Below are 15,322 nucleotides of genomic sequence, written 5' to 3'. Positions count from 1 at the left end.
CAGAGATCAGGCCAAGGGGTGCGACCCGGTTGAACCCCCACCCCAGGGGAGTCGCCTGACCGGGTGACGACGGGCGGGAATCGTTAGCCAGGCAAGTGTTACCTGGCGCCACACCGCGGCGATCGCTACGGCTGCAGGGAAGGAAAGTGCGGGAGCACGAATTCGCCCAGTTCCTGGACCACTTCGCTGGCCGGACGCCGTGAGGGGCGCAGGTTGAGGGCCAGGTGATTGACGCCGGCTTCCTGCAACTGACCAAGGTAGTCCACCAACGCCCGCCGCCCGCAGGACAAGCCGGCATGGATAGGCCGAGGCGGCTGGGCCGGATCGCTGGCCAACTCGAAGAACAGCCCCTGGGCGAAGGGCTTGAACAACTCGCGCCCACCGATCTCGTCCAGCGCCTCGCGCCAGACCCGTGTCAGCGCCGGAACGTGCTCGGCCGGTACGAAGTAATAGAACCAGCCATCCGCCTTGGCGGCGATCCAGTCCACCGCTTGCCGACTGCGCCCGGTGACCAGCGCCGGAATGCGCCCATGCACGGGCTTGGGCACCAGATCGGCCAGCCCCTGCAGATCGCCGAAGCGGCGAAAGGCCCCGAGCGGGAAGTTGGTCTCGCCGGCCAGGCGAAACATCTCGAAGGCATCGCGAAAGCGCTCGCCCCGCCGCTCGAATTCGCTCTCCAGGCCGAAGGCCGGGTATTCCACCGGGCGATCGCCGGAGGCCACCCCCAGCACCAGCCGGCCATCGCTCAACTGGTCGACCGAAGCCGCCATCTTGGCCAGGTGCAGCGGATGGCGCAGGGTGATGACGGCGCTGCCGGTGGCCAGGGTCAGGTGCTGGGTGATGCCCGCCAGATAGCCGAGATAGGTGAAGGGCTCGAACACCTGGCCGGCGTCGTTGAAGCCGGGATCGTAGAAGGGCACGTCGCGCGCCCAGAGCGCCGCGAAGCCCAACTGGTCGGCCAGCCGCGCCAGGCGGGCGTGGTCGCGCAGGGTCGGCATGGGATCGTCGGGATAGCCCTCCAGCGGCAGCAGGAAGCCCAGGGTCAGGCGACCGGGCGCGAACAGCCGCGAAAAGCCCGGATGCTGCAGAAAGGCGCGGCGACGCTCCGTGGTGGACATGGGGATTCCTTGCCGGAGAGGGAAGGCGAATGACCTTCTATGGAGTCTAGCGGTAGTCCAGGGTTCGCCGGACAGCCGACGAGGATGTGAAACGTCGTTCATTCCCGCCACCGAAAGCTGCGCTTGCCGGCCGTGAGGGGTGACGGCACTCCCAACATCCTTCCGCGGCAGTATCAGACCCGTATCGCTCGGCATCTGAACTTTGCCTCCAGAAAAAAGAAAGACTAATAAAAAATTAGCCTATTAAAAATAACACTACCTTATTCACTTGAACTTCCGAACCGCACTTAAGCTAATCAATAACCGTCACGACTAGAGGCCAATAGTCAACCAAATAAGCAGAAACTTTAATATCCCATAAATAGACTTACCATTATTTAAATAGTGTAAATATAAGACTTTCCCGCCTTGCCCTCGGCTAGAATCCAGTGCTTCTCACCCACTTAAAACCCCGGAATTTTCCGCCGAACATCGGGAATAGTCCCATGAAAATGAGCAACATGAGTGTTCGCACGAAGCTGTTTTCCGGTTTCACCGCACTGATCATCCTTACTCTGGCCATCGCCTATGCTGGCTGGAATGGCATCCAGGCCTTGGGGCGACGGGGCAATCTCATCGAGCAATTCACCCAGATCGGTCTACTTACCCGCGACATGCGCAATGCCCGCTCGGCCTTCGCCTTGTTGCCGGAGGTGGAGCAGGCCAATCGCTGGAAAAGCGCTATCGACACCCTCGAAAAGCAGCTGCAGGAAGCCCGCCCACTGTTCAGACGCCCTGAGAGCCAGGCGTTGCTGGCTCGCACCGAGCAGATCCTCAAGGAATACCGCGATCTCTATCAGCAGACGTTGAAGGTAACGCAGGACCGCGGCACCACGGTCCAGGACATCCGGGACACCGGCGATAGCATGGACAAGCGGCTGCAGGAGGCTTCCAGCGCCATGGATAGCCAGAATGATCACGGCGGCGTGCAGTTGTCGCCGCTGCTGGCAGCGCTGCAAAAGCTGCGGATCGACTTACGCGTCTATGTACTCAAGTCAGCTGGCCCACAGCAGGAAGCCCTGCAAGCCTCGTTGACCAGAGTGGACGGTATGCTAAAGGCCCTGCTGACCGACAGCGCCTCAGCCCCGGGCCTGCAGCAGCTGCCAGGACTCTTTGCCGGGTATCAGCGTCAGGTACAGCAACTTTTCACCATCCAGAAGCAGTACGAAGACACCGATCAGGGTCTCGATCAGAGCATCCAGGCCCTGCTCAAGGCCGCCGACGAGATGAAGCAGGTGCAGAACCAATTCCGCCTCAGCGACATCCGCGACGCCAAGCTGATGCTGTTCGGCGGCCTATTGCTGGCGGTCCTGCTGAGCCTGGTCGCCGCCTGGATCATCACCCGTTCCATCGTGACGCCGCTGCGCCAGACCTTGGCGGCTGTAGAGCAGCTCGCTGCAGGCGACCTGACCGTCCAGATCCAGACGGAGCGCAAGGATGAGCTCGGCCAGCTGCAGGCCGCCATGCAACGCATGATCGTCAATCTGCGCGACCTGATCCGCGAACAGAAGGATGGTGTCATCCAGGTAGCCAGCGCTGCCGAAGAACTCTCCGCCATCACTCAGCAGACACGCTCCGGTGCCACGGCGCAAAAGGTCGAGACCGAGCAGATCGCAACCGCCATGCAGCAGATGACCGCCACCATAGGCGAGGTGGCCCGTAATGCCGAACGGGCCTCGGCTTCTGCCCGCGAGGCGACCCTCAAGACTCGCGAAGGCGATGAAATGGTCAATCAGGTCGTCGTCCAGATCCAGACCCTGGCCCAGGAAGTGGACAGCACCCAGGTCACCATGGAGTTGCTCAAGCAGGATGCCGACCGCATCGGCGGGGTGCTGGACGTGATCAAGACGGTCGCCGAACAGACCAACCTGCTGGCGCTCAACGCCGCCATCGAAGCCGCCCGCGCCGGCGAGGCCGGCCGCGGCTTCGCCGTGGTGGCCGACGAGGTGCGTGGCCTGGCGCAACGCACGCGCTCCTCCACCGACGAGATCGCCAGCCTCATCACCAGCCTGCATGGCAGCACCGACAGGATGAGCGCCGCCCTGGACCGCAATATCCAGCTGACCGGCGACAGCGTCGACCTGACCCGTCAGGCGGGTGTGGTCCTGGCCAGCGTCAACAGCGCGGTGGGCGAGATCGAAGCCATGAACGAGCAGATCGCCACCGCGGTCGAGCAGCAGAGTGCAGCGGGTGAGGACATCAGCCGCAGCGTGGTCAAGGTCCACGAGGTCGCCGACCAGACCGCTGCCGCCACCGAGAAGACCGCCGGTTCCAGCACCGAACTGGCGCACCTGAGCCTGCAACTGCAGGAGCTGACCGCAAGGTTCAAGGTCTGAGGCCTGTACCAGGCGGCCCTTAGGAACCGCCTGGTGGCACGGCTGCCACATCAAAGGCGTACAAGGCATCGCGGTTGACAGCCCTGCCGTAACGCGATCGGCAGGCGCTGCCGAGCAAGGCCTACGCAGGCACCGTCAAGGCGCCTGAATCCGCAATCGTGGCCAGCGCCCGAGCCAATCCTTGGTCGCGATCCGCTGGCGAAAGACCGCGGGCCGGGGCCGCCAGGGATTGGGCGTGAGATGGAGGGCGAAGAGCCCTTCCTGGGCGAAGGGGCTGACGACTCGAGCTTGCCTTCGGCGGTCAGGCGCGCGGCCAGGGCCGTCTCCACCTCGGGCCAGTGGGCCAGGGCATCCCGGCAGTCGCGATAAGGGCGATCGCCGTTACGCAAATGCATCCGCGCCTGATTCTTCACCGACCAGGGCCAGCCCGGCGCCTGCGCCGCCAACAGCGCTTCGATTTCCCTGTCCCGCTCGGGCCGGCAGTCGGCCGCATCGAAATAGATGACATCCAGATCCGCCAGCGGCGTCGACTCGGCATAGTCATGCAGTCGACCCCAAACCAGATTGCGCACTAAGCCAGCAGCCAGCCAGGCGTCGGGCAGGTGCAGGTCGGCCAGGGTGCGGAGCAGATGCAGACGGTCGGAGTCCGCAATCAGCCAGCGCTCGATACGAGCGAACAAGGGGTTCATGGCACGACTAGTCAGTCTAGAAAGCTGGACAGTGACCGCCTGCACCGGCTTTCGCAACGTCTATCGCCAATAATCGCAATAACGTTTAGCCCTCTTAAGTTTCAGCTCTAGATGTCGAAAATGTGACGGCTTCGCTTATTCACGTTTGCGAGGCCAACAGGACGTGGTGACCGGTCAGGACATGACCACTGGCAGCCCTCGCTTAAAAGAGGGCGCCGCACCTCGCTGCTCGCTACTGCCCACGCTTTCCGAGGTGTAGATGTTTCGTAACCTGTCGCTGACGCTCAAGCTGTCGCTGCTGCCTGCTGCCGCTCTGCTGGGCTTGCTGCTCTACGTGGCCTACACCTCGGCCCAGCTGGCTGGCAACGATCAACGCCTCGACCAGCTGGAAAATCACAGCTATCCGCTGCTGGAAAAGGCTGACGCCGTACTCTTCCAGTTTTCCCGTCTGCCCGGCCTGTTCAACAGCGCGGTGACCGCCAGTGAGCTGGAAACCCTGGGCGAGGCGCGCAAGGTGGTCGACGACATCGACCGCCGCCTGCAGGAGATGGCCGACCTCACCCGTCAGACCTCGGCGCGCAACGACGAGATATCCGGCTGGCGCCAGGGCATCCATCGCTATGCGGACAACGCCCTGGGCGCCTCCGAGCAGCTGATCAAGGGCAGCGGCTCCTTCGACTCCCTGCGACCCAACCTGGACCGCATGGCCACGGATCTCGCCGCCGCCCAGCAGCTGGGCACCACTCTGCGCAGCCATGCCTATACCGACTTCCAGCAGACCCTGGCCCAGGCTCGCGACCAGAACGCCGACACCACCCGGGTGGGTATCTGGCTGAGTCTGCTACTGGTGGTGATCCTGGCCGGCGCCGCGGTGCTGACCATCCGCAGCGTGCTCGGCAGCGTGCGCGAAGTGATCGCCTCGCTGCGCGCCATCGCCGAGGGCGACGGCGATCTCACCCGCCGCCTGCAGGTGGGCTCGCGGGACGAGATCGGCCAGATGACCGCGCTGTTCAACGTCTTTCTCGATCAGCTGCAGGGCACCATCAAGGCCATCGTCGATGCCGCCCATCCGCTGGGCCAGGTGTCCGGCGAGCTCTATAGGCTCACCCAGACGGTGGAGAACAACGCCCGTTCCCAGCAGGGTCATACCGAGTCCATCGGCCGTGACATCCAGACCATGAACACCAACCTGCACGAGGTGGCTGACCGCTCCCGCGAGGCCGCCGACCAGGCCTCTGCCGCGGCCGAGCAGTCCGCCGCCGCCCGTACCAGCATCGGCCAGCTGTCGCGCAACATGGGCGAACTGGACGACAGCGTGCGCCAGTCGGCCGAGTCCATGCAGCAGCTGGAACAGGAAACCCGCCAGGTCGGGCTGGTGCTGGACGTGATCAAGTCCATCGCCGAGCAGACCAATCTGCTGGCGCTCAACGCCGCCATCGAGGCCGCGCGCGCCGGTGAACAGGGCCGCGGCTTTGCCGTGGTGGCCGACGAGGTGCGCAATCTGGCGCAGAAGACCGCGCGCTCCACCGCCGAGATCCAGCAGATCATCGAACGCCTGCAGGGCAACGCCCAGCGCGTGCTGCAGGCCATGCAGGGCAGCCATACCCAGGCGCAGGTCAGCGCCAGCAGCTCCCAGGCCGCCACCGCGATGCTCGAGGGCATCGCCCAGGCCGTGGCGCGCATCAACGACTACAACGCTCAGATCGCCCTGCTCACCGGCGAGCAGCTGAGCCTTTCCGATTCGATCAGCAGCGACACCCGCCGCCTGCAGAGCGATACCCAGTCCAGTGCGGACAGCACCACCGCCACCGCCCGCATGGGCGAGCAACTGGTGGTGGTCGATACCGACCTCCGGCAGGCGACCTCGCGCTTCCGCATCTAGCCGTCCCCGTACTGATTTTCCCTATACCGAGAAACCTCTAGGAGCACTTCCATGGCTTTTGCACGTCTGCTCGCCTTCGGCGCGGCCCTCACCTGCGCGGGATCCGCGCTCGCCCTCGATCAGGGTGACTATCGCTTCAACGGCTTCGGCACCGCCGGCATCACCCATCTGGGCGGCGAAGACGACGGTCGCAGCTTCGGCATCAACGGTCAGACCAACGACCACTGGCGTGGCGACCAGCTGAGCAAGCTGGGCGGCCAGTTCCAGTACGGCCTGACCGACAAGCTGGACGCCACCGTGCAGGTCACCGCCAAGGCCGAGCAGGATCAGTGGAAAGCCAACCTGGAATGGGCCTATCTGGCCTTCCACGCCACCGACAACCTGACCTTCCGCGCCGGCCGCCTGCGCACGCCGGTGTTCATGTATTCCGAGACCCTGGACGTGGGCATCACCTACCCCTGGCTGCGCCTGCCCGACGAGGTCTACAGCCAGGTGCAGGTCTCCAACTACGAAGGCGCCGATGCCCTCTGGAGTCTGCCGGTCGCCTTCGGCACCCTGAACCTCCAAGTCAGCGGGGGCCAGGCGGTCAATCGCAACTACTTCGTCAACGACGACCTCTACGACATCGACTACAAGCGCATCGCCGCCGCCAACGTCAGTCTGGCGACCAACGAGTACGGCACCGTGCGCCTGGCCTACACCGAGTCCAGCATCGACCTGCACTATCCGTTGCTGACCCTGGACGACCAGAAGGGCAAGTTCACCTCGCTCGGCTACCAGTACGACAATGGCACCTGGCTGACCAGCAACGAATGGACCCGCCGCGTCATCGAGGGTGACAACCAGGGCAGCAGCAACGCCTTCTATCTGATGGCCGGTCGCCGCTTCGGTGACTTCCTGGCCCACGTGACCTACGCCCAGCTGGACGAGGAACGCGCCGGTCGCCAGAGCTCCTGGACCTACGGCCTGAACTACAACATCACCCCCAGCCTGGTGCTCAAGAGCGAGTACAAGCGCGTCGACACCACCGGCGGCTACAACGGCACCTTCGTCAAGACCGACAACGAGAGCATCGCCAATGCCGTCTACGATCGCAGCGGCGGTCGCTTCGGCGCGCCGGCGCGCAACTTCGACGGCGACATCATCAGCATCGGCCTCGACTTCATCTTCTAAGGAATCCGCCCATGAGTTCTCTCCGCCTGCTCACCGGCGCCGCCCTGCTGTTCAGCGTCAGCCTGGTCCATGCCGAAGTCGCCGTGATCGTCAATCCGGCCGCCACCAAGACACCCGGCCAGGATGAAGTGGCCAACATCTTCCTCGGCAAGGACAAGTCGCTGAAGGGCGTCGACCAGAAGGATTGGTCGGCCACCAAGGAGACCTTCTATGCCAAGGTCGCCAACAAGAACGAAGCCCAGCTGAAGTCCTACTGGTCGGGCCTGGTGTTTACCGGCAAGGGCCAGCCGCTGCCCAGCTTGGCCGGCGACGACGCCGTGGTCGCCCAGGTGGCCGGCGAAGCCGACGCCATCGGCTATGTGGACAAGGCCGCGGTCACCGACCAGGTAAAGGTCCTCTTCACCCTGCAGTGATGCCGCGCCATGAAAAAAGCCGTCTCGCGACGGCTTTTTTCATTTCGAGGAAGGCCTCAGGCCACCGAAGCGATACGGTTGCCAGCGCTGGCCTTCTCGACCTTGATGGCGACGAACTTGGAGGTGGGCGTGAAGCTGCCCTCGCCGTAGCTCTCCAGGGGCACCAGCGGATTGGTCTCCGGGTAGTAGCCCGCAGCCTGGCCGACCGGGATGTCGAACGGCAGCGCGGTGAAGCCGCGGACCCGGCGCTCGAGGCCGTCGTCCCACAGGGCGACCAGATCCACCTTCTCGCCGGCGACCACGCCCAGGCGATCCAGATCGGCCTGGTTGACGAAGACCACGTCGCGCTGGCCCTTCACGCCGCGATAGCGGTCGTCGAGGCTGTAGATGGTGGTGTTGTACTGATCGTGGGATCTCATGGTCTGCAGGATCAGGTCGGGCTTGATGCCCTGGCGGCGGACCGCGTCCGGCAAGAGGTCATGCAGCAGCGCATTGGCGGCGAAGTTGGCCTTGCCGGTGGGAGTGTTCCACTCCCGGCGCCCGGCCTTGTTGCCCAGGTAGAAACCGCCGGGTGCGGCGAGACGCGCGTTGAAGTCCTGGAAGCCGGGAATGACGTCGGCGATCAGGTCGCGGATGCGGTCGTAATCCTCGATCAGCCAGTCCCAGTCCACCGGATGGTTGCCCAGGGTGGCCTTGGCCAGGCCGGCGACGATGGCCGGCTCGGATTTCATCTGCGACGACAGCGGCCGCAGGATACCGGCCGAGGCGTGCACCATGCTGAAGCTGTCTTCCACGGTGATGGCCTGCTTGCCGCCCTTCTGCACGTCCATCTCGGTACGGCCCAGGCAGGGCAGGATCAGCGCCTGGCGACCGGTCACCAGGTGGCTGCGGTTGAGCTTGGTGGCGATGTGCACGGTCAGGTCGCACTTGCGCAGCGCCTTGTGGGTGCGCGGGGTGTCCGGAGTGGCCTGGGCGAAGTTGCCGCCGAGGCCGATGAACACCTTGGCCTTGCCCTGCTCCATGGCGGCGATGGCCTCCACGGTGTTGTGGCCACGATTGCGCGGCGGCTCGAAGGCGAAGCGTTTGGCCAGAGCGTCGCTGAGCCAGGCCGGGGCCTTCTCGTCGATGCCCATGGTGCGGTCGCCCTGGACGTTGCTGTGGCCGCGCACCGGGCAGAGGCCGGCGCCGGGCCGGCCGATGTGGCCGCAGAGCAGTTGCAGGTTGGCGATCTCCTGCACCGTGGCCACCGAATGGCGGTGCTGGGTGATGCCCATGGCCCAGCAGATGATGACCTTCTCGGCGCGGGCATACATGCGCGCGGCCTGTTCGATCTCGTGCAGCGACAAGCCCGACTGGCGCTCGATCAGCTCCCAGGAGGTGGCGTCGACCTGGGCCAGGTAGTCGTCCATGCCCAGGGTGTGGGCGGCGATGAAGTCGTGGTCGAAGACGCGCTTGGCGCCCTTGGCCGCGGCTTCGCGCTCCCACTGCAGGAGGTACTTGGCGATGCCGCGCAGTGCCGCCATGTCGCCGCCCAGAGCCGGACGGAAGTAGGCGGTGTTGGTCGGCCGCGAGTCGTTGGTGAGCATCTCCAGCGGACTCTGCGGGTGCTGGAAGCGCTCCAGGCCCCGCTCCTTGAGCGGGTTGAAGCAGACCACCTGGGCGCCGCGCTTCACCGCGTTGCGCAGGGTCTCGATCATGCGCGGGTGGTTGGTGCCCGGGTTCTGGCCGATGACGAAGATGGCATCCGCCTCGTCCAGGTCGTGATAGGTCACGGTGCCCTTGCCGACGCCGATGCTGCGGCCCAGGCCCACGCCGCTGGCCTCGTGGCACATGTTCGAGCAATCGGGGAAGTTGTTGGTGCCATAGGCGCGGACGAACAGCTGATAGAGGAAGGCCGCCTCGTTGCTGGCGCGCCCCGAGGTGTAGAACTCGGCTTCGTCGGGACTGGCCAGGGCCTTGAGCTCCTTGGCGATCAGCGCGAAGGCGGCGTCCCAGGCGATGGGCACATAGCGATCGGTGGCCGCGTCATAGCGCAGCGGCTCGGTCAGCCGGCCCTGGTATTCGAGCCAGTAGTCGCTCTGCTCCAGCAGCGAGGTCACGCTGTGGCGAGCGAAGAAGGCGGCATCGACGCGGCGCTTGGTGGCTTCCCAGTTGACCGCCTTGGCGCCGTTCTCGCAGAACTTCACCAGGCCGTTTTCCGGGGCCTCGCCCCAGGCGCAGCCGGGGCAATCGAAGCCATGGTCCTGGTTGGTCTTGAGCAGGGTACGCAGATTCTTGAAGGCGTTGCCGCTGTCGAGCCAGAAGTGCACCACGCTCTTCAGGGCGCCCCAGCCGGCGGCGGGGCCTTGATAGGGTTTGAAGGACTGCTGAGGTTTGTTCATGGCGATTCCCGTGGGATCAAGGGGCCACCGGCGCCGGGGCATAGACCCGCGGCGGCGACCGGTGTGGCAGATGGATCAGGTTGAGACGATGACGGCGCGCCCATTCCACGGCCAGCCCGGTAGGCGCCGACAGGGTGATGAGGGTGGCGAGTCCGGCCCGCACCGCCTTGTGGATGAGTTCGAGACTGCAGCGGCTGGTGACCACCACGCAGCCCTCGCGCACCGGCTGGCGCTGACGCAGCAGGGCGCCGATCAGCTTGTCCAGGGCGTTGTGGCGACCGATGTCCTCGCGGCACAGGGTCAGTTCGCCCTGGCCGTCGATGAACAGTGCCGCATGCACCGCACCGCTGCGCTGGCCCAGGTCCTGGGCGGCATCGATGCGCTGGCGCAGGTCGTGCAGGTGGGCGGCCGGTGGCAGCGGCACCTTGCGCAGGCGATCCAGCTGCGGCAGCGCCTGTTCCAGGGCCTCGACCCCGCACAGGCCGCAGCCACTGGTGCCGGCCAGCTGGCGGCGCTGCTGCTTGAGCGCCCAGAAGGTACGACTGCTGATCTCGACGTCGACGTTGAGGGCTTCGCCGACGCGCCGCACCTGGATGCCATAGATGTCGTCGATGGCATCGACGATGCCGGCGCTGAGGCTGAAACCGACCACGTAGTCTTCCACGTCGGCCGGGGTCGCCATCATCACCGCATGGCTGATGCCGTTGTAGGCGATGGCCAGCGCCACCTCCTCGGCCAGCGGCTGTTCGCCGCGCACGGCAGGCTGCTCCAGCTCGGCGAAGGCATAGCCGGCGGGAGGCGCGGCAACGAGGTCTGGCGAATCCTGGGACATGGGCGAAAACGACCTGCGGCGGTTTGACACAGATCAAAGATTAACCAGCACATCCCGGGGCGTCTAATCGCTATGACCGATGCCTTGATAAACGCTATCTATCACTCTCGGCATAGAGCGCCTTGACCGCCTGGAAACAGGCATCGGCGACCGCCAGTCGGGGTTCGGTCCGACGAATGAGCAGCCCCAGGGGAGCCAGGGTGCGGGCCGTGGCGATGGGGATCAGCCGCGCATGGGGGGTGAGCCGGTCGAAACCGCCGGCCAGGGGCACCACGGCGCAGCAGAGACCGGCATTGACCGCCTGCAAGAGCAGATAGACGGCGTCGGTCTCCAGCACCGGCTGCGGCGTCAACCCCAGGCTGCGAAAGCCATGGTCCACCGACTGGCGAAAATGCATGGCGCCGGTGAGCAGGCCGAGCGGCAAGCCGGCCACCGCCTGCCAATCCAGCGCGGCCTGGTCGAAGCTGAAATGGCGCTCGTCATAGAGCAGGCCCATGCGCGTCTCGGTCAGGGTCAGGCTGTCGAAGCGCGCAGGATCCAGGTGTTCCAGGTAGGAGATGCCCAGCTCCAGGCGATTGCTGGCCACGGCTTCGAGGATGCGCTCGGTGCTCAGCACCTGCAGCTGGAAATGCAGCTTGGGGTGCAGCTGGCGCAGGTGCTGCAGCAGCGGCATGGGATCGAAGCTGGCCAGCGGCACCAGGCCGACCCTCAGGGTGCCCACCAGTTGCCCCTGGAAGGCCTGGGCCTCGGCATAGAGACCGTCATGGGCGGCCATCAGGGTGCGCGCCCAGGCGAGGATGCGCTGCCCCGCCTCGGTGAAACCCTCGAAGCGCTGCCCACGCCGCACCAGCTCTACGCCCAGTTCATCTTCCAGGCCACGCAGGCGCATGGACAGGGTCGGCTGGGTGACGTGGCAGCGCGCCGCCGCCTGGCCGAAGTGGCGCGTCTCGTCCAGGGCGATGAGAAAGCGCAGTTGCTTGATATCCACTGATTACCTCCGGGCGCTCTGCCCCCTCTCCCCCTGGGAGAGGGCCGGGGTGAGGGTCGCCAGGACTGCGGCAGTCCTCACTGCGGCAGTCCTCACTGCGGCAGTCCTCACTGCGGCAGCAGCTCGCGATAATCCCGCACCGCCTCGAATTCCTCGCTGTCCTTGGGACCGCGACGGCTGTCCGGTTCGTGGATCGCCAGCAGATGGGCGACGCCATAGTCGCGAGCGCTGCGCAGGATCGGCAGGTTGTCGTCGATGAACAGGGTACGCGCCGGATCGAAGGCGAAGTCGGCCTGCAGAGCGTGCCAGAACTGCTGTTCTTCCTTGGGGAAGCCGTAATCGTGGGAGCTGATCAGGCGATCGAAATAGGGCGCCAGCTCGATACGCTCCAGCTTCAGCGACAGGGAATCGCGGTGGGCGTTGGTGATCAGCACCACCCGCTTGCCGGCGCGCTGCAGGGCGGCGAGAAAGGTATCGGCGTCGGGTCTCAGGGCGATCAGGTGGGCGATCTCCTCCTTGAGTTCGCGCATGGAAAAGCCCAGCTCGGCGCTCCAGAAGTCCAGGCAGTACCAGGTCAGCTTGCCCTGGTGGCTGAGAAACAGCGGCTCCAGCTCGGCCTTGGCCAGCGCCAGGGACTGGCCGTGGCGCTCGGCATAGCGCTGCGGCAGGTACTCCAGCCAGAAATGGTTGTCGAAATGCAGATCGAGCAGGGTGCCGTCCATGTCCAGCAACACGGTATCGATACGGCTCCAGTCGAGAGGGGTCATGGTGACTCCGGATCATGTAACAGGCGGGTTATCATACCCGTCCGCCCAGCCCAGGAGCCGTCCATGCGCCAGAAACCCACTGTTCTCGCCCGACAGATCGTGGCCAAGAGCCGTCTGTTCACCGTCGAGGAGATGCAGTTGCGCTTCGCCAACGGCGAGGAACGCACCTACGAGCGCCTGGCCAACAAGGGCACCGGTCATGGTGCGGTGATGGTGGTGGCCCTGCAGGACGCCACCCACGCCCTGCTCATCGAGGAATACTGCGGCGGCGTGGAAGACTACGAACTGTCGCTGCCCAAGGGCCTGGTGGAACCGGGCGAGGAGATCCTCGACGCCGCCAATCGCGAACTCAAGGAAGAGGCCGGCTTTGGCGCGCGCCAGCTGGAATACCTCACCGCCCTGTCGCTGAGCCCGGGCTACATGAGTCAGCGCATCCACGTGGTGCTGGCCCGCGACCTCTATCCCGAGCAACTGCCGGGCGACGAACCCGAGCCCCTCGAAGTCAGTAGCGTCGACCTGCGCGAGCTGTCGCAGCTGGTGCAGAATCCGCGCTTTTCCGAAGGCCGCGCCCTGGCCGCCCTCTACCTGGTGCGCGACCTGCTCACCCAACGCGGAGAGCTGCCGGCATGATGGCGCCCGTTTCCATTACCGCTCCGCTGGTGCTCAACGTCATCGACCTGGTGCGCCAGGCCGGCGCGGCCATCCTGCCCCATTGGCGCCAGGGCGTGGCGGTGCGGCAGAAGAGCGACGACTCGCCGGTGACCGCCGCCGACCTCGCCGCCCACCGGGTGCTGGCCGAAGGCCTGGCGCGCCTGACCCCGGATGTGCCGGTGCTGTCGGAAGAAGCCTGTGACATCCCCTTCGCGGCGCGTAGCGCCTGGGACGTCTGGTGGGTGGTCGATCCCCTGGACGGCACCAAGGAATTCATCGACGGCAGTGAGGAATTCACCGTCAACGTGGCCCTGGTCGAGCGCGGCCAGGTGATCTTTGGCGTGGTCGGCATCCCCACCCGGGACGTCTGCTTCAGCGGCGGCCGCGAACTGGGCGCCTTCCGTATCCAGGGCGAGGACGGCGTCGAGATCGGCGTGCGCACCCAACCGGAAGAAGCCTTCACCGTGGTCGCCAGTCGCCGTCACGGCAGTCCGGCCCAGCAGCGGCTGCTGGAAGAACTGGGCACCACCCTGGGCGAACCCAAGCTGGTCAGCGTCGGCAGCTCGCTCAAGTTCTGCCTCCTGGCCGAAGGCCTGGCCGACTTCTATCCCCGGCTCGCCCCCACCTCCCAGTGGGACACCGCCGCCGCCCAGGGCGTGCTGGAAGGCGCTGGCGGCGAGGTCCTGACCTTGGACGGCCAGCCCCTCACCTACGAGATGCGCGAGTCCTTTCTCAATCCGCACTTTCTCGCCCTGCCCCGCGAGGCCACCTGGCGGCAGCAGGTGCTGGAGCTGGCCGGAGACCTGGGCGACGCCTGAGGCTGCTAGGCCACTACCTTGGCCAATTCCGGCACATCGCCGGACAGGCCCAGGGCGCGGCGCACGAACAGGGCCTTGGCTTCGAAATGGCGATCGACCTGCTTGAGCGCGGCGTTGCGCAGCCAGCGCAGCGGCAGGCGGTCGTCCTGGAACAGCCGCTGGAAGCCTTCCATCGCCGCCATCATCGCCAGGTTGTGCGGCATGCGGCGGCGCTCGTAGCGCTCCAGCACCCGCTGCTCGGCGATGGATTCACCGCGCGCCTGGGCATGGCGCAGTTCCTCGGCCAGCACCGCGGCGTCGAGAAAGCCCAGGTTGACGCCCTGCCCGGCCAGCGGGTGGATGACGTGGGCGGCATCGCCGATCAGGGCCAGACCGGGTTCCACATAGCGCTTGGCATGGCGCTGGCGCAGCGGGATGCACAGCCGTGTGTCGCTGCACTCCACCTTGCCCAGGCGCTGCTCGAAGGCCTCGCCCAGGGCCTGGCAGAAGGCCGCGTCGTCCAGGGCCATCAGCCGCTCGCCCTGCTTGGGCGTGCAGGACCAGACGATGGAGCACCAGCGGGTGTCGCCACCGCGGTCCAGCGGCAGGAAGGCCAGCGGGCCGTCGTCGGTGAATCTTTGCCAGGCGGTGCGCTGGTGCGATTCGGCGCAGCGCACACTGGTGACGATGGCATGGTGCAGATAGTCCCATTCGCGGGTTTCCAGCCCGGCCAGACGGCGCACGGCGGAGGTGGCGCCATCGGCAGCCACTACCAGGGGCGCGCGGATCTGGCGATCGCCGGCCAGTTGCACCAGCCACTGATCGCCGGAGCGGCGCAGCAATTCCAGGCGCGCCTCGGGCAGGAGCAGGACGTTGGCCTCGGCCAGGCGTTCGAGCAGGGCATCCTGCACCACGCGATTCTCGACGATGTGGCCGAGCACCTCGGCGTGCACGCTGGCGGCATCGAAATGCACGGCGCCGGTGCCGGAGCCGTCCCAGACGTGCATCGCCTGGTAGGGACTGACGCGCCGCGCCAGGATGCCGTCCCAGGCGCCGAGGCGCTGCAGGATGCGCTGACTGGCCAGCGACAAGGCGCTGACCCGGGGTTCGAAGGGCAGGTCGCTCTCGACCGCGCCGGGGGTGAGCGGGCCGCGGTCGAGCAGCACCACCGACAGGCCGCTGTCGGCCAGGGCCAGGGCCAGGGCGCTGCCGACCATGCCGGCACCGACGATCACCAGATCCGCATGGGTCAGCAT

At 66.0% G+C, this 15,322-nt stretch carries 13 protein-coding genes and 1 pseudogene; 7 read left to right on the top strand and 7 right to left on the bottom strand.

The genetic code is table 11. The features are described from left to right. Window positions 1-125: 125 nt before the first annotated feature. A complete protein-coding gene (locus CFE50_RS01040; RefSeq protein WP_286729687.1) occupies window positions 126-1,118 on the bottom strand; it encodes an LLM class oxidoreductase in 993 nt (330 codons plus the stop codon). 485 nt (window positions 1,119-1,603) lie between these two features. Between CFE50_RS01040 and CFE50_RS22685 the strand changes: the two are divergent. Continuing rightward, window positions 1,604-2,638, top strand: a pseudogene (locus tag CFE50_RS22685) (methyl-accepting chemotaxis protein); the annotation flags it as partial. After that, complete coding sequence (locus tag CFE50_RS22680) at window positions 2,621-3,493, top strand: methyl-accepting chemotaxis protein (RefSeq protein ID WP_430695106.1); 873 nt, start codon at window positions 2,621-2,623, stop codon at window positions 3,491-3,493. The pseudogene CFE50_RS22685 and the gene CFE50_RS22680, both read left to right, overlap by 18 nt. Window positions 3,494-3,543: 50 nt before the next feature. Here CFE50_RS22680 and CFE50_RS01030 read toward each other — a convergent pair whose 3' ends face one another. Next, complete coding sequence (locus tag CFE50_RS01030; protein WP_502694658.1) at window positions 3,544-4,182, bottom strand: nucleotidyltransferase family protein; 639 nt, start codon at window positions 4,180-4,182, stop codon at window positions 3,544-3,546. A gap of 259 nt (window positions 4,183-4,441) precedes the next feature. Here CFE50_RS01030 and CFE50_RS01025 point away from each other — a divergent pair, with 259 nt between their 5' ends. The 3 genes from CFE50_RS01025 to CFE50_RS01015 are packed head-to-tail and all read left to right on the top strand — an operon-like array spanning window position 4,442 to window position 7,650. Continuing rightward, window positions 4,442-6,064 carry a methyl-accepting chemotaxis protein gene (locus tag CFE50_RS01025; protein WP_241808269.1) on the top strand — a complete coding sequence of 541 codons (1,623 nt, stop codon included), beginning with the start codon at window positions 4,442-4,444 and terminating at the stop codon, window positions 6,062-6,064. A gap of 51 nt (window positions 6,065-6,115) precedes the next feature. Next, complete coding sequence (locus tag CFE50_RS01020; RefSeq protein WP_051399180.1) at window positions 6,116-7,237, top strand: hypothetical protein; 1,122 nt, start codon at window positions 6,116-6,118, stop codon at window positions 7,235-7,237. An 11-nt stretch (window positions 7,238-7,248) separates the two neighbouring features. Further along, window positions 7,249-7,650: a type 2 periplasmic-binding domain-containing protein gene (locus CFE50_RS01015; protein WP_286729677.1), complete on the top strand. Its 402-nt coding sequence runs from the start codon at window positions 7,249-7,251 to the stop codon at window positions 7,648-7,650. A 56-nt stretch (window positions 7,651-7,706) separates the two neighbouring features. Here CFE50_RS01015 and CFE50_RS01010 read toward each other — a convergent pair whose 3' ends face one another. The 4 genes from CFE50_RS01010 to yrfG all read right to left on the bottom strand — a co-directional run bounded on the left by CFE50_RS01010 (window position 7,707) and on the right by yrfG (window position 12,618). After that, window positions 7,707-10,031 carry an FdhF/YdeP family oxidoreductase gene (locus CFE50_RS01010; protein WP_286729675.1) on the bottom strand — a complete coding sequence of 775 codons (2,325 nt, stop codon included), beginning with the start codon at window positions 10,029-10,031 and terminating at the stop codon, window positions 7,707-7,709. 16 nt (window positions 10,032-10,047) lie between these two features. Next, on the bottom strand, window positions 10,048-10,863 hold the full coding sequence (gene fdhD, locus CFE50_RS01005) for a formate dehydrogenase accessory sulfurtransferase FdhD (protein WP_027598201.1): 816 nt from the start codon (window positions 10,861-10,863) through the stop codon (window positions 10,048-10,050). A gap of 94 nt (window positions 10,864-10,957) precedes the next feature. Then, a complete protein-coding gene (locus tag CFE50_RS01000; RefSeq protein WP_144955025.1) occupies window positions 10,958-11,851 on the bottom strand; it encodes a LysR family transcriptional regulator in 894 nt (297 codons plus the stop codon). A 107-nt stretch (window positions 11,852-11,958) separates the two neighbouring features. Next, on the bottom strand, window positions 11,959-12,618 hold the full coding sequence (yrfG, locus tag CFE50_RS00995) for a GMP/IMP nucleotidase (protein ID WP_286729671.1): 660 nt from the start codon (window positions 12,616-12,618) through the stop codon (window positions 11,959-11,961). A 63-nt stretch (window positions 12,619-12,681) separates the two neighbouring features. On the opposite strand from yrfG, the gene nudE reads away from it, so the two are divergent. Together nudE and cysQ are read left to right on the top strand one after the other, a co-directional pair. Next, window positions 12,682-13,248, top strand: a complete 567-nt coding sequence (gene nudE, locus CFE50_RS00990; RefSeq protein ID WP_145151905.1) for an ADP compounds hydrolase NudE — start codon at window positions 12,682-12,684, stop codon at window positions 13,246-13,248. Beyond that, window positions 13,245-14,087, top strand: coding sequence for a 3'(2'),5'-bisphosphate nucleotidase CysQ (cysQ, locus tag CFE50_RS00985; protein ID WP_286729668.1), 843 nt, complete (start codon window positions 13,245-13,247; stop codon window positions 14,085-14,087). The genes nudE and cysQ overlap by 4 nt, the downstream gene beginning before the upstream one ends. A gap of 5 nt (window positions 14,088-14,092) precedes the next feature. On the opposite strand, the gene CFE50_RS00980 is transcribed toward cysQ, so the two are convergent. Next, window positions 14,093-15,322 (bottom strand): 2-octaprenyl-3-methyl-6-methoxy-1,4-benzoquinol hydroxylase, encoded by a 1,230-nt coding sequence (locus CFE50_RS00980; protein ID WP_027598198.1) that lies wholly within the window; start codon window positions 15,320-15,322, stop codon window positions 14,093-14,095.

Source organism: Pseudomonas sp. PGPPP4 (assembly GCF_002256045.1).
GTDB classification, from domain to species: domain Bacteria; phylum Pseudomonadota; class Gammaproteobacteria; order Pseudomonadales; family Pseudomonadaceae; genus Chryseomonas; species Chryseomonas oryzihabitans.
The sequence above is the reverse complement of the archived record's forward strand: the minus strand, read 5'-3'. Positions and strand labels throughout refer to the sequence as shown.